The 14,200-nt window shown below is 58.1% G+C and carries 11 protein-coding genes, 6 tRNA genes and 2 other RNA genes; 4 read left to right on the top strand and 15 right to left on the bottom strand.

Translation table 11 applies throughout. The annotated features are described in order from the left end of the window. Genes ACLI4M_RS16570 through zitB form a run of 3 tightly spaced genes read left to right on the top strand, consistent with a single transcriptional unit; the run spans position 1 to position 4,611 of the window. On the top strand, positions 1-588 hold the full coding sequence (locus ACLI4M_RS16570) for a response regulator transcription factor (RefSeq protein WP_133624154.1): 588 nt from the start codon (positions 1-3) through the stop codon (positions 586-588). Between the two features lie 14 nt (positions 589-602). Continuing rightward, entirely contained in the window at positions 603-3,698 is a 3,096-nt protein-coding gene (locus ACLI4M_RS16565; protein WP_432759791.1) for an ATP-binding protein, read from the top strand. Further along, a complete protein-coding gene (gene zitB / locus ACLI4M_RS16560) occupies positions 3,679-4,611 on the top strand; it encodes a CDF family zinc transporter ZitB (RefSeq protein WP_048916705.1) in 933 nt (310 codons plus the stop codon). Before ACLI4M_RS16565 ends, zitB begins: the two co-directional genes overlap by 20 nt. Before the next feature lie 40 nt (positions 4,612-4,651). Here the strand turns inward: zitB and pnuC are convergent, their stop codons facing one another. The 3 genes from pnuC to ACLI4M_RS16545 form a co-directional block, all read right to left on the bottom strand. Next, the gene (pnuC, locus tag ACLI4M_RS16555) at positions 4,652-5,353 is read right to left on the bottom strand and encodes a nicotinamide riboside transporter PnuC (protein ID WP_048916706.1); all 702 of its coding nucleotides are present in this window, start codon (positions 5,351-5,353) and stop codon (positions 4,652-4,654) included. A 26-nt stretch (positions 5,354-5,379) separates the two neighbouring features. After that, a complete protein-coding gene (gene nadA / locus ACLI4M_RS16550) occupies positions 5,380-6,441 on the bottom strand; it encodes a quinolinate synthase NadA (RefSeq protein WP_133624156.1) in 1,062 nt (353 codons plus the stop codon). A gap of 156 nt (positions 6,442-6,597) precedes the next feature. Next, positions 6,598-7,104, bottom strand: coding sequence for a methylated-DNA--[protein]-cysteine S-methyltransferase (locus ACLI4M_RS16545; RefSeq protein WP_133624157.1), 507 nt, complete (start codon positions 7,102-7,104; stop codon positions 6,598-6,600). A 169-nt stretch (positions 7,105-7,273) separates the two neighbouring features. Here ACLI4M_RS16545 and ACLI4M_RS16540 point away from each other — a divergent pair, with 169 nt between their 5' ends. Then, the gene (locus ACLI4M_RS16540) at positions 7,274-8,731 is read left to right on the top strand and encodes an AlkA N-terminal domain-containing protein (protein WP_133624158.1); all 1,458 of its coding nucleotides are present in this window, start codon (positions 7,274-7,276) and stop codon (positions 8,729-8,731) included. 350 nt (positions 8,732-9,081) lie between these two features. On the opposite strand, the gene ACLI4M_RS16535 is transcribed toward ACLI4M_RS16540, so the two are convergent. The 12 genes from ACLI4M_RS16535 to tolA all read right to left on the bottom strand — a co-directional run bounded on the left by ACLI4M_RS16535 (position 9,082) and on the right by tolA (position 14,181). Beyond that, positions 9,082-9,205: non-coding RNA, RtT sRNA (locus tag ACLI4M_RS16535), on the bottom strand. Between the two features lie 31 nt (positions 9,206-9,236). Further along, positions 9,237-9,312, bottom strand: a tRNA-Lys gene (locus ACLI4M_RS16530). A 4-nt stretch (positions 9,313-9,316) separates the two neighbouring features. After that, positions 9,317-9,392 (bottom strand) — tRNA-Val (locus ACLI4M_RS16525). A gap of 46 nt (positions 9,393-9,438) precedes the next feature. Continuing rightward, positions 9,439-9,514: transfer RNA gene (locus tag ACLI4M_RS16520), tRNA-Lys, on the bottom strand. Positions 9,515-9,554: 40 nt separating this feature from the next. Further along, positions 9,555-9,630 (bottom strand) — tRNA-Lys (locus ACLI4M_RS16515). Positions 9,631-9,634: 4 nt separating this feature from the next. Then, positions 9,635-9,710 (bottom strand) — tRNA-Val (locus ACLI4M_RS16510). 46 nt (positions 9,711-9,756) lie between these two features. Further along, positions 9,757-9,869: non-coding RNA, RtT sRNA (locus ACLI4M_RS16505), on the bottom strand. Between the two features lie 12 nt (positions 9,870-9,881). Then, positions 9,882-9,957: transfer RNA gene (locus ACLI4M_RS16500), tRNA-Lys, on the bottom strand. Between the two features lie 164 nt (positions 9,958-10,121). Beyond that, positions 10,122-10,925: a cell division protein CpoB gene (cpoB, locus tag ACLI4M_RS16495; RefSeq protein ID WP_133624159.1), complete on the bottom strand. Its 804-nt coding sequence runs from the start codon at positions 10,923-10,925 to the stop codon at positions 10,122-10,124. A 9-nt stretch (positions 10,926-10,934) separates the two neighbouring features. Further along, on the bottom strand, positions 10,935-11,453 hold the full coding sequence (pal, locus tag ACLI4M_RS16490) for a peptidoglycan-associated lipoprotein Pal (RefSeq protein WP_048916711.1): 519 nt from the start codon (positions 11,451-11,453) through the stop codon (positions 10,935-10,937). Positions 11,454-11,497: 44 nt separating this feature from the next. Next, positions 11,498-12,790, bottom strand: coding sequence for a Tol-Pal system beta propeller repeat protein TolB (tolB, locus tag ACLI4M_RS16485; protein WP_048916712.1), 1,293 nt, complete (start codon positions 12,788-12,790; stop codon positions 11,498-11,500). A 110-nt stretch (positions 12,791-12,900) separates the two neighbouring features. Further along, on the bottom strand, positions 12,901-14,181 hold the full coding sequence (tolA, locus tag ACLI4M_RS16480; protein ID WP_133624160.1) for a cell envelope integrity protein TolA: 1,281 nt from the start codon (positions 14,179-14,181) through the stop codon (positions 12,901-12,903). Positions 14,182-14,200 lie beyond the last annotated feature (19 nt).

Genomic DNA, 14,200 nt, shown 5'->3' with positions numbered 1-14,200 from the left:
ATGACCACCCTATTGCTGATTGACGATCATCCGCTGGTCCAGGTGGCGCTGGAAGCGGCCCTGGTACACGCGCCCTTCCCGCTTAAGCTGCTGGCGGCGGATAATCAGCGCGATGCCCTGGCGCTGCTCGGCGATCGCGCTATTGGGCTGGTGATCCTCGATATTGGCTTACCGGACAGCGACGGCTTACAGCTGCTTAAGCTGATTAAGCGCCATTACCCGCCGCTGCCGGTGGTGATCTACTCAGCACAGGAGGAGCAGGTCTATCCGCGTCTGGCGGAAGCCGCCGGGGCATCTGGCTATGTTGCCAAGCGTCAGCCGCTCAGCCAGCTGCTCTCCGCCATCCTTGCCGTGCTCGGCGGCCAGCGCGTCTTCCCTGCCCAGCATGGCGACACGCTTAACGCGGTGCTGACGGCCAAAGAGCAGCAGATCCTCGCGCTGCTGGCGCGCGGCCTGTCTAATCTGCAGATCGCCGGGCAGCTGCATATCAGCAATAAAACCGTCAGCACCCATAAAAAGAACATCATGGAAAAAACCGGAGCGGGTTCGGTCGTCGAACTGGCTCAGCTGTGGCAGTCACAGCAGTGAGAACGCTACTGCTGATGCTGCTGCTGTTCACCAGCAGCGCGCTGGCGACGCTGCGCCCGGTGAGCAGCATCGCCCTGCCGCAGGAGATGATGCCGATGCCGGTCGAATGGGGAAAAACCCTGCGCGTCGGCGTATTACAGGACAACAGCTCGCCGTGGAATATTGTCGTTGGCAGCGACCTGTACGGTATCAATGCCGACTATCTGGTGGCGCTGCAGCAGACCAGCGGCCTGCACGTCAGCGTGCAGGGGTTCAGCACGCAGCAGGCGATGATGGCGGCACTGCAGAGCGGAAAGCTGGATGTGCTGTTTGGCGTTCCGCAGCAGACGCTGCCTGCGGGCCTCAGCGCGACGCAACCGTGGTTCTCCAGCCCGCTGCGTATTTACCGTAATCGCAATAACCTGCGGCCGGTGATGTTCAACTCTGGCGATGCCCGCCTCAGCGTCAGCCGCGACACCCTGGCGCGCGTTGACCCCGAGTTTGCGCGCAAGCATCACTGGCAGGTGCTGCCCAGTGATTTACAGGCCCTCTCCACCCTGCTCAATCAGCACAGCGACTATGTGGTGGCGGATGAGACCAGCGCCGGATTCCTGCTGAGCCAGCTGCAGCAGGGCGAAGTTTATCAGCTCGCCTCTTCTCTTGACCCAGGGGTGCTTCAGCTGGAGGCGGTCACAGCGGATGCCGCACTGGCGCAGCAGCTTGATAACGCTATTCGTCAGCTGCCGATGGAGGTGGTGAACGGCATTCAGGGGCGCTGGAGCAGTGCGCTGCCGCGCTATCAGGACAGCAATACCGCCCACCTGACGCCGATGGAGCGCAGCTGGATAGCGCAGCATCCGGTGGTGATTTATGCCGCCGTCAGCGACGACTATCCGTGGAGCTACCGCAATGCCAGCGGGCAGCCCGCCGGTTACAGTGTTGACCTGCTGAACAGCATCGGCCAGATTACCGGGTTGCGCTTTCAGCCATACTGGGTCAGCAATGCACAGCAGGCGGGCGCGCTGGTGCAGCAGGGGCGGGCGCTGATCCAACTCAATCTGCCGCTGACCGGTGATGATGCCATGCTGAATAATACCCAGCCGGTGTGGCGTGCGCTGTGGGGAGTCTATGTTCAGGCGGCGGCGCATAACGTCACCGGCTGGCCGGATCTGCGCGGTAAACGCATCGGCGTGCTGCGCGGGGATATCGCCGGGCGCCTGTTGCCCGCAGGCAGCACAACCCAGACATTTGAGGATGCCAGCAGCCTGTACGATGCGCTGGCCAGCGGTCAGATCGACGCGCTGGTCGACAATGTGCTCTCAGCGCGCTGGCGCATCCAGGGGCGTTTTGCCAATACTCTGCAGCTGGCGTTTGCCGCCAGCGACACCGCATGGCCGGTGACCATCGGCATCGCCCCCGATCGGCCGCTGCTGCGCGCACTGCTGAATAACAGCCTGCAGCAGATCCCAGCGGAAAGCTGGCAGCGGCTGCGCGAAACCTGGAGCAGCACGCCGGACAGCTTTAGCGATAGCAACAGCGGCGAGATGCGGCCGATCTCCCTCTTCGTACTGGTCGCCGCGCTGTTCGCCATCGTCTTCCTGCTGATCCTGCTGCTGAGACGCTATCTGGAGCAGCGGCGTGAGCGGCAGCAGCGCCTGCTGCTGGAGCAGGAGCGCGAAGTGGCCCAGCGGGAAAACCGCATGAAAAGTCAGTTCCTCGCCACCGTCAGCCACGAGCTGCGCACGCCGATGCAGGCGGTGCTTGGCCTGCTGGAGCTGGAGCTGATGCAGCAGCCTGAGAGCCATAACCTGGCGTTGATCCACAGCAGCGCCGCCAGCCTGATGACGCTGCTGGGCGATCTGCAGGATCACGCCCGGGTTGAGAGCAACAGCTTCAGCTTGGCCCCCCGTCCGCTGGAGCCGGAAAAATGGCTGCAGCGGCTGGCGGTGTTCTACCACCCGCTGATGCGCGAACAGGGACCGCGGCTGAGCGTCAGCGCACTGAATCCCCTGCCCGCCTGGGTGCTGATTGACGGCGAACGCCTGCAGCAGATTGCCAACAACCTGATTGCCAATGCGATCAAATTTACCCGCGAGGGTGAGATCCGGCTGACGCTGGAAGCGCTAAGCACGCCGCCACAGCTGCATTTTCAGGTCAGCGATAGCGGCAGTGGCATCCCGCTGGATGAGCAGCAGCGTCTGTTTGAACCCTGGTATCAGACCCCTTCCGGTCGCCAGCTCTCAGTGCAGGGCAGCGGGCTGGGCTTGTCGATCTGCCGCGAAATTGTCAGCCGCATGGGCGGCACTATCACGCTGCAATCCACCCCCGGCCAGGGAACCTGCGTCAGCGTGCTGCTACCGTGGCAGCTTATCCCCTCGCCACTGCCTGCCGCAGATGCCGAACCGCAGCAGTGCATTACCGAGGCGGTCAGCCATCTGCGCGTGGCGATTGTCGACGACCATCCGACCAATCTGCTGGTGATGCAGCAACAGCTGGCGCACTGCGGTATCCAGGCGGAAACCTTCGCTGATGGCCGGGCGCTGCTGAAAGACGGTCGCCAGTGGGACCTGCTGTTTGTTGACTACAGCATGCCGCACCCGGACGGCGTGCAGCTGGCGAAAATAGTGCGCCGTGGCGAACGCCATCAGCCGCATCATACCCGGGTGGTGCTGTGCTCTGCCGATGCGCAGATCCTCAACCGGCCACAGGCGCGACAGGTTGCTGACCGCCTGCTGGTGAAGCCAGTTTCGTTAGCGGATCTTGCCGCTCTGCTGCAGGCGGAGGCGCCCGCGCCGTTTGCCGACCTGCCGCAGCGTTTAAATCAGCTGGCGCATCACGATGAGCACTATTTTCAACGCCTGTGCCAGACGCTAGGCGAGACGCTGAAGCGCGACTGCGCCGCGCTCAGGCAGGCAATAGCGGCAGAAGAGTGGCAGCAGGTTGAGAAAGCGGCGCACAGAATGAAAGGCAGCTGGCTGCTGCTGAACTACAGTGAAGGGGAAACCCTGTGCCAGCAAATCATTGAGGCTGCCCGCCTGCACCAGAACCCTAAGCCTGCAATGAATTTATTGATATCATTAAGCGAAAGCCTGTTAACTCAATTGGGATCCTATGGCTCACACCCACACTGAAAAGAACGGTAACCGTTCACGTCTGCTGGCAGCCTTTGTTGTCACGGCCCTGTTTATGCTGGCCGAGGTGGCGGGCGGTCTGCTCTCCGGCTCGCTGGCGCTACTGGCCGATGCCGGGCATATGCTGACCGACGCCGCCGCGCTGCTGGTGGCCCTGCTGGCCACGCATTTTGCGCAGCGCAAGCCCAGCCAGCGCCACTCCTTTGGCCTGCTGCGCCTGACCACGCTGGCAGCTTTTGTCAATGCTATCGCGCTGCTGGTGATTACCGTGCTGATTGTCTGGGAGGCGCTGAGACGTTTCTGGCAGCCGGAGCCGGTGGCGGGTGGCATGATGCTGATTGTGGCTATCGGCGGGCTGCTGGCAAACCTGCTGGCGTTCTGGCTGCTGCATCACGGCAGCGGCGAGAAGAACCTTAACGTGCGCGCGGCGGCGCTGCACGTGCTCGGTGACCTGCTCGGCTCGGTCGGGGCGATTGCCGCCGCGCTGATTATTATGTTTACCGGCTGGACGCCGATCGACCCCATTCTGTCGATTGTGGTGTCCCTGCTGGTGCTGCGCAGCGGCTGGATGCTGATCAAGGAGAGCGGTCACGAACTGCTGGAGGGGGCGCCGCAGGATATTGATGTGGCTAAGCTACAGCGTGCGCTGGCGCGCAGCATCCCGGAGGTGCGTAACGTGCATCATGTGCATTTGTGGCAGGTGGGCGAGAAGCCGGTGATCACGCTGCATGTACAGGTGATCCCGCCTTACGATCATGACGCGCTGCTGCAGCGCATTCACGAGTATCTGCACCAGCATTATCAGATTGAGCACGCCACGGTGCAGATGGAGTATCAGCGTTGCGATGGCGATGATTGTGATGTGGGGTGGATTCAGGGCGGCGGCGAGCACCAGCATCACCACCATCATTAACCGTGAGGGTCGACCCTTTTTTCGGTCGACCCGTGGCCAATTATCCTCTCTGGCGGGCGCTTTTCATCCACAGCCACGAGCCATTCAGCGCGATCAGCGTCAGCAGCACATACTCCAGCGCCATGGCGTACACTCCCTGACGGGCGAATATCATCACGCTGATCAGGTTGATCACCACCCACAGTAGCCAGTTTTCAACGTACTTGCGCGTCATCAGGATCATCGCCGCAATCGACAGCACCATCATGCACGAATCCCAGAACGGGAAAGCATCCGGCTGCAGCTGCGGCATCACCACGTTGAAGCCCATACCCTGCATAATGTTTACCGCGGCACGCGTCAGCAGCGCAAATACCGGATCGATATACAGCGTCATCAGTGCAATGGCGATAACAATCACCGCTGTCCAGGCCAGCAGCTGCGCACGCGGCAGCCAGCGAATTTTCAGCGCCTGCTGATTATCACTGGTCTGGCGGCTCCAGGCATACCAGCCGTAGATATTGGCGACGAAAAAGAACAGCTGCAGCAGCAGGCTGGCGTACAGCTGGATCTGGAAGAAGATGACCGCGAACAGCGTCACGTTGATCAGGCCGAAAGCGTAGTTGACGATCTTCTCCAGGCTCGCCAGCCAGATGCACAGCAGCCCGGCAAGGGTACCGATGGCTTCAATCCAGGACAGATCGTAGCCACCGGCCCCAAGAGGGATATGAACCAGAATATTCGACGTGCTGAAAAAATCCATATTGCCATCCTGTCCAGAGCGTAACGTCAGGCGTTACCCTTCACATTGAGTTTAAGATTTGCAGCAAAGGTTAGCATACGATTCAACGGGATCAACGCACCTTCTCGCAGTGCATCGTCAACAAAGATCTCATGATCACTGCCGCCCTGCTCCAGACCGTCAGCAATGGCTTGCAGCCCGTTCATTGCCATCCACGGACAGTGCGCGCAGCTGCGGCAGGTGGCGCCCTCGCCGGCCGTTGGTGCCTCGAGCAGCTCTTTGTCCGGGCAGGCCTGCTGCATTTTATAGAAGATGCCGCGATCGGTGGCGACGATCATCTGCTTGTGCGGCAGGGTTTGCGCTGCCTGAATCAGCTGGCTGGTCGAACCGACCGCATCGGCAAGATTAACGATAGCCTGCGGCGACTCAGGATGCACCAGCACGGCGGCATCGGGATACAGCGCTTTCATCCGCTGCAGCGCCTGAGTTTTGAATTCGTCATGGACGATGCAGGCGGCCTGCCAGCAGATCACGTCCGCGCCGCTTTTGCGCGTCACATATTGACCAAGATGGCGGTCCGGGGCCCAGATGATTTTCTCGCCCAGGCTATCAAGATGCTCGATCAGCTCAACGGCAATGCTGGAGGTGACGACCCAGTCGGCGCGCGCCTTGACCGCTGCGGAGGTATTGGCGTACACCACAACGGTACGGTCGGGGTGGGCGTCGCAGAATTTGCTGAACTCTTCAATCGGGCAGCCGAGGTCGAGCGAGCACTCCGCCTGCAGCGTCGGCATTAAAATGGTTTTTTCCGGGCTGAGGATTTTGGCGGTTTCGCCCATAAAGCGCACCCCGGCGACCAGCAGCGTGGAAGCCGGATGCTGGCTGCCAAAGCGCGCCATCTCCAGTGAATCAGAGACGCAGCCGCCGGTCTCTTCGGCCAGCGCCTGGATTTCCGGGTCGGTATAGTAATGCGCCACCATCACCGCATCCCGCTCTTTCAGCAGGCGCTTAATTTTTTCGCGGTAAAACTGTTTCTCATCAACGGATAAACGGGCCGGTTTGGGCGGGAAAGGATATACGGCGGATTCGGGATCGAACATCAGGCTCATAAGGCGACTCTCGTTTCTTCAACTTAACCGAATTAGCGTAGATGGCCGGTCCGGCGCCAACTCTACGGTTGGTTTGTTTTATATGCTAAACACGATAGCTGAAAAATGAACCGATGTCGCCGACTATTTACTTTTCACCGCAGGATGTGACGCCGATCATAATAGCGCTTCCTGCGACCACAGCTGGCCACCTTCCAGACGCAGCAGGAACGCTTTGGTCTCCAGCCCGCCGGCGAACCCGGTTAGCTTGCCGTTGGCGCCGATAACCCGATGGCATGGAGCAATAATCGAGAGGGGGTTACGACCATTGGCGGCCCCGACGGCCCTGACGGCAGCCGGGCTGCCCACCTGGCGCGCGATTTCACCATAGCTGCGCGTTTCACCAAACGGAATGTTGACCAGCGCCGCCCAGACTTTGCGCTGGAATTCAGTGCCGATAAAGTCGAGCGTTACATTGAACTGCTGACGCTGCCCGGAGAAATACTCGCGCAGCTGCTTTTCAGCTTCCAGCAGGATCGCGTTTGTCGGGTCTTCGTCCTGCGGCAGGAAGCGCACGCGCTTGGGATCGTCGTTTTCCCACAGGATCGCCGCCAGCCCGCGCTCGGTTGCGACCAGCTTCAGCTCACCGACCGGTGACTGCATCATCTTGTACCAGAATGCCATTTTGCCTCTCCTTAACTGATACCGTCTCTGCCCTGATTATGCGCGTTCTGACATGCAGCACTGGCCGTTTTCGGTCACCGGGTTAAAATCGTTATATGACCGAATATGGCGAGTGCAACGCATCCCGGTGCGCTAACCTGGAGAGATTCCCGTTCCACAGGACAATATCATGATTGACCCAGACTCTGCCTATCGTGCCCTCACTTCCCGCGATGCTCGCTTCGACGGCGTATTTTACGTCGGGGTGACTTCGACGGGTATCTATTGTCGCCCGATTTGTCCGGTGAAACCGCCCTACGCGGAAAACTGCCTGTTCTTCGACAGCGCCGAGGCAGCGGAGAAAGCATCGTTTCGCCCCTGCCTGCGCTGCCGCCCGGAGCTGGCCCCCGGCAACGCCCCGGTGGATAACAGCCAGCGCATCGCGGGGCGGCTGATGCAGCGCATTGACGAGGGGCTGATTGAGCAGGTGGAGAGTCTGGAAGAGATCGCCGCGCAGTTTCACCTAAGCCTGCGCCAGCTGCGGCGTATCGTGCAGAAGGAGCTGGGCGTATCGCCGCAGGAGCTGCGCCAGACGCGCCGCCTGCTGCTGGCTAAGCAGTTGCTGAGTGAAACGCGGCTGCCGGTCACGCAGATCGCCTTTGCCAGCGGATTTGCCAGCCTGCGCCGTTTTAACGCTGCCTTCAGCACTCAGTACCGGATGCCACCCACCCGCCTGCGCAAGGCCAGCGAGTGCGAAGAGCGCGAGCTGAACGGCAGTGATACCTCTACGCTACAGCTGAGCTATCGCCCCCCCTACGACTGGCAGGCCATGCTCGGCTTTCTGCGGCTGCGTGCACTGCTGGGCGTGGAATATGTTGATGAGCAGAGTTATGCGCGTACCGTGCGTCTGGGAGCGCATCAGGGGTGGATCAGGGTCACTCAGGCGGCAGCGAAGAGTGTGCTGCTGGTGGAGTTCACCCATTCGCTGACGCCGGTGCTGCCCGCTCTGCTCCGTCGCCTGCGTAATCTGTTCGATCTCAGCGCCCGTCCGGACCTGATTGCTGAACATCTGGCGCTCGACCCGCTGTTAAAGCCCGCGCTGAATGCCAGCCCTGGCCTGCGCGTGCCCGGGGCTTTTGACGGCTTCGAAATGGCGGTGCGCGCCATCCTTGGTCAGCAGATCACCGTAAAGGCCGCAGCGACGCTCGGGGGACGTTTCGCCACGGCGTTCGGCGATCGCTTGACCACGCCGTTTGCGCAGTTAACCCACCTCTCCCCCCTGCCTGCTCGCGTTGCTCAATGTTCAGTAGATGAGATTGCCGGCCTGGGCATTGTCAGCGCCCGCACCCGCTGCATTCTGGCGCTGGCGGCAAGCTGTGCGGATGGAACGCTGCAGCTAGACGCTGCCAGTCAGCCGGAGCAAACCGTGGCGCAGCTGTTAGCCCTGCCGGGGATTGGCGAATGGACAGCGCAGTATCTGGCAATGCGTGCGCTACGCTGGCCGGATGCCTTCCCCGCCGGGGATATCGTGGTACGTAACAATCTGGGGGGTATCAGCGCGAAGCAGGCAGAGGTTCGTTCACAGGCGTGGCGGCCATGGCGCAGTTATGCGGTGATGCATATCTGGAAGAGCGGCAAGTTGGGGTAATATGAAATATGCGCAGGGACCGATCTTCTTTTTCGATCGGCCCTCAACCCGGGACGACCAGAAAAGCGGTCGTCCCCTACGAAACACCGGCCCCCAAACCCGGGACCACCAGAAAAGCGGTCGTCCCCTACGAAACCCGGCGCGATATGCGACTTACCAGCCTGTAGTGGCTGACCCTCTTTTTGGGTCAGCCAAAAAACCCGGGACGACCAGAAAAGCGGTCGTCCCCTACGAAACCCGGCGCGATATGCGACTTACCGGCTCGTAGTGGCTGACCCTCTTTTTCGGTCAGCCAGAATCGCACAGAATCGCACATAGCAAAAAGGCGCCTTTAGGGCGCCTTCTTACATTGGTGGGTCGTGCAGGATAACTCGGCTTCGCCTCGCCCTTCGGGTCGTTGCTGGCGCAACGCTGTCTCACTGCGTTCGACCCGAACCTGCTGCAGGTTCGAACCCCGCCCGAATCGCACATAGCAAAAAGGCGCCTTTAGGGCGCCTTCTTACATTGGTGGGTCGTGCAGGATTCGAACCTGCGACCAATTGATTAAAAGTCAACTGCTCTACCAACTGAGCTAACGACCCGATATGGTGGGTGATGACGGGCTCGAACCGCCGACCCCCTCCGTGTAAAGGAGATGCTCTACCAACTGAGCTAATCACCCATATCGAAACTTTAAAGCACGGTTTACACCGCTTAAAACTTAATAGTGGTGGGTCGTGCAGGATTCGAACCTGCGACCAATTGATTAAAAGTCAACTGCTCTACCAACTGAGCTAACGACCCGCAATGCGGTTAATCTTTGCTACTTTCACGCTTTAAAGTTTGGTGGGTCGTGCAGGATTCGAACCTGCGACCAATTGATTAAAAGTCAACTGCTCTACCAACTGAGCTAACGACCCGATATGGTGGGTGATGACGGGCTCGAACCGCCGACCCCCTCCGTGTAAAGGAGATGCTCTACCAACTGAGCTAATCACCCATATCGAAACTTTAAAGCACGGTTTACACCGCTTGAAACTTAATAGTGGTGGGTCGTGCAGGATGACTTCGCCCTTCGGGCCGTTGCTGACGCAACGTTGTCTCGCTTTCGCTCGACTCGAACCTTTACGGTTCTCATCCTTCACGGTTTACACCGCGTAAAACTTAATAGTGGTGGGTCGTGCAGGATTCGAACCTGCGACCAATTGATTAAAAGTCAACTGCTCTACCAACTGAGCTAACGACCCACTTTTGTGCTGCTGGCGTCTCTTAACATATCCCCCGGCAACGGCGGCATATATTACTGATTTGAATTTCCAGCGCAACCACTATTTCAGGTTAAGCTGTTCAACTGCTTAGCTTTCACGCGGTAAGACCAGAATTCAGGCGAAATCTGGCCAGATGGCGCAAATTACAGAGCGGCCGAACGTTTTTGCGCCTGTTTCGCTGCATCAGTATTAGGGTAAAGTTTTACCACCTGCTGATACACCGCTTTGGCTTTTGCCTTGTCGCCTTTTTCCTGCATGATCACCCCCACCTTCAGCAGCGCATCGCCACTCTTCGGTGATTTAGGGTAATTTTTTACTACGGTGGCAAAATAATAGGCCGCGTCGTCTTTTTTACCTTTGTTGTAATTCAACTGTCCCAGCCAGTAATTGGCATTCGGCTGGAAGGTGGAATCCGGATACTTCTTCACAAAGGCCTGAAAAGCGGCGATCGCCTGATCGTACTGCTTTTTCTCCAGCACCAGTGCCACTGCGGCATTGTAGTCGGTGTTGGCATCACCGCTTTGCACAGGCGCAGCAGCAGCGGCGGCAGGAGCCGCCGCCGCGTCGCTACCTGACGCACCGCTATTGCCTGCCGCAGCATCGCCGCCAGCTGCGGCTGCGTTAGCATTTGCGCCACCGCTGCTCAGACTGTCGATCTGCTGGTAAAGGCCTTTCTGACGTTCCACAACCTGGTTCAGCTGATAGCTGTTTTCCTGGATCTGACCACGTAACTGGTCAATATCATTTTGGTTAGCGGAAAGTTGCTGCTGAAGCTGCTGGAGGAGCTGTGCCTGAGCATTAGAAATACGCTCAAGAGTGGTGACGCGGTCTTCAACCGAGCCAGAGCCAACGTTACTGATTGTTGCCTGGGCATTAGCGGCCCAGGGGGCCGCTACGCCAATCAGTAACGACAGACTCAACAGGTGAGTTCTGAAGCTACTAATCATGTGATTCTCTTAGTAAACCAGTACTGCACGACGGTTTTTAGCATAAGCTGATTCGTCGTGACCCAGTACTGCAGGTTTTTCTTTACCGTAAGAAACGATAGAGATCTGGTCAGCAGAAACGCCTTTACCCTGCAGGTACATTTTCACAGCAGTAGCACGACGCTCGCCCAGTGAAATGTTGTACTCAGGAGTACCGCGCTCATCCGCATGACCTTCAACGGTCACTTTGTAAGATGGGTTGCTACGCAGGAAGTTTGCGTGTGCATCCAGCATCTGAGCGAATTCTGACTGGATGTCAAACTTGTCCAGACCGAAGTAAACGATGTTGTTTTTCTGCAGTTCTTGCATCTGCAGACGTGCCTGCTCGTCAGAAGACATGTTACCGCTGTTCATGCCGCTGTTAGAACCGTCACCCATGCCCATACCGTTGGTCTGGTCATTGTTGTTGTTCTTGTGAGAGCTACATGCAGCCACTGCGATTACTGGCAGTGCCAGCAGTAAGCCTTTCAGCACTTTGTTCAGTTGCATTATTTAATTCCTATTATAGTTTGCCATACATATTTACACATGCATCACAGATACGGCGACCAGGCAGGAAATTTGACCTGTCCATCGGTTGCCGGAAGACGCGCTTTGAAACGCCCATCCGTCGAAACCAACTGCAATACGGAACCCATCCCCTGAGTAGAGCTATAGATTACCATCGTGCCGTTAGGTGCGAGACTTGGCGTCTCATCCAGGAACGTGTCCGTTAATTGTTGAACGGCTCCCGTTACCAGATCTTGTCGAGCGACGTGTTGAGCGCCGCTGTTGGTGCTGACCATCACCATTGATTTGCCATCAGTGCTTACGTCGCCATCCTGGTTTTGACCGCCTTCCCAGGTAATGCGCTGCGGCGTGCCGCCGTTAACACCAATTTTATAAATTTGCGGACGACCGGCCTGGTCGGAGGTATAGGCCAGAGTCTGGCTGTCCGGGAACCAGGTCGGTTCAGTGCTGTTGTAACGACCGTCGGTCACCTGAGTGATCTGGCCTGAACCGAGGTTCATCACGTAGAGATTCAGACTGCCGGTTTTCGACAGTGCGAATGCCAGCTTAGAACCATCGGGTGAGAATGCAGGCGCACCGTTGTGACGCGGGAATGAGGCTACCTGTTTAATTGCACCGTTAGCCAGCGTCTGAATCACCAGCGCAGACTTACCGCTTTCAAAGGTCACATAAGCCACTTTACTCCCGTCTGGAGACCAGGCAGGGGACATCAATGGCTGCGGTGAACGGTGAACCACAAACTGGTTGTAGCCGTCGTAGTCGGAAACGCGCAGTTCATACGGGAACTGGCCACCGTTGGTCTGCACCACGTAAGCAATACGCGTACGGAATGCACCTTTAATCCCGGTCAGCTTTTCAAAGCTCTCATCACTGGCGGTGTGTGCGGCGTAGCGCAGCCACTGCTTGGTGACTTTGAACTGGTTTTGCGCCAGTACCGCACCAGGGTTACCCGAGGTGTCGACCAGCTGGTAAGAGACGGTATAGCTACCGTCAGCGCCCGGCTGAACCTGGCCCACAACCACCGCATCAATACCCAGCGCGGTCCATGCAGCAGGCTGCACTTCGGCAGCAGAGGTAGGCTGCTGTGGTAAACGTGAACGATCGATTGGGTTAAATTTACCGCTGTTACGTAAGTCGGCAGCAACGATGCCACCAATATCTTCCGGTGCTGCACCCGGGCCGTCCCACTTAAACGGCACAACGCCGATAGGACGCGCGGTGTTCACACCCTGAGTAATTTCAATGCGAACTTCTGCATGCGCAACCGCGACAAACAGCATTAAAACGCTCAGCGCTACACGAAATGCCTGCTTCATTATTTCTCCCTTACCCGGACATAGCACCCGTGGTAAATAGCCTTGTAATCAACAAACCTAAGAGTACGACATGGTGAACATAGTTCAACATGCCGCTTATTACCGAATACTTACGGCTTAAACTCGAGCGTGGCGTTTTTTACTGCCTGCCAGACTTCTGGGCTTGGCGGTCTCGGCATTTTCGCCATATTGGCAGCGTTAATTGCCGCCTGACACAATGCCGGGTCACCACTGCTTGCCTTAGCAAATTTCAAGAATCCATCCTCTGCCAAACTAATTTTCACATCGCAGGTTTTCCCTGCAAAGGTATCCGCGTCGTAAAACTTGCTCTGTATTGCGCCTTTTACCTGGCCCAGATAGCTGTCGATAGCAGCACCAGACGCACCGGATTTCTTCTGCGTACCCTGCCCCGCAGCCCCACCGCCTCCGGCAGCTTTACCGGACTTCGGCGCATTTTTACCTGAAGTCAGGTCACCCAGCAGGTCACCGACATCACCAGACTCTTTCGCGGCTTCCGCTGCGGCTTTCTTCTTGGCGGCGGCATCAGCTTTGGCTTTCGCCGCAGCGTCAGCTTTTGCCTGAGCGGCAGCATCAGCCTTGGCTTTGGCAGCGGCCTCGGCTTTTTCTTTCGCAGCAGCAGCGGCTTTCTCTTTCGCCTCTTCTGCGGCTTTGGCTTTCGCATCGGCAGCAGCCTGCTGTTTCGCTTCCTGGGCTGCTTTCGCCTCCGCCGCTGCTTTCGCTTTGGCTTCCGCGGTCGCCTTGGCTTTCGCATCGGCCACGGCTTTCTCTTTAGCGGCTTCTGCGGCGGCCTGCTTCGCTTCGGCCTCAGCTTGTTTCTTCGCATCAGCAGCGGCTTTTTTAGCCTCTTCTGCCGCTTTTTTCTGGGCGTCAGCCGCAGATTTCGCCTGGGCATCCGCCTGAGCTTTGGCATCGGCTTTCGCTTTTGCCGCGGCGGCTTCTGCCTGTTTTTGCTCCTGCTGCGCCTGCTTCGCCGCGTCCGCTGCCTGTTTCTGCTCAGCCGCCTGTTGTGCGGCCTGCTGTTTGGCTTCTTCCTGCGCCTGCAGACGCTCTTTCTCCATCTGCTTTAGCTGCTTCTGTTCAGCAGCCTGCTTTTGCTGCAGCTCTTCCGCCTGCTGCTGCGCCTGTTTCTGGCGCTGCTGTTCGGCACGTTTGCTTTCGCTCTGCTGATTTTGCTGACGATTGTACTGTTCTACCACCGCGCCAGAATCGACCATCACTGCATCAATATCGCTACCGCCACCGCCGCCGCTGGCGTCGATGTTTTCGTCAAACGAGCTCCATACCAGTAGTGCAATCAAAATGATGTGCAAAATGACTGATACGGTTATGGCACGTTTTAACTTTTCGTCTTGCTCGGTTGCCTTCGACACTCTCGGTTCCCAAAAACGG

This window comes from Erwinia sp. LJJL01 (genome assembly GCF_047300805.2).
Lineage (GTDB): Bacteria > Pseudomonadota > Gammaproteobacteria > Enterobacterales > Enterobacteriaceae > Erwinia > Erwinia aphidicola.
The sequence above is the reverse complement of the archived record's forward strand: the minus strand, read 5'-3'. Positions and strand labels throughout refer to the sequence as shown.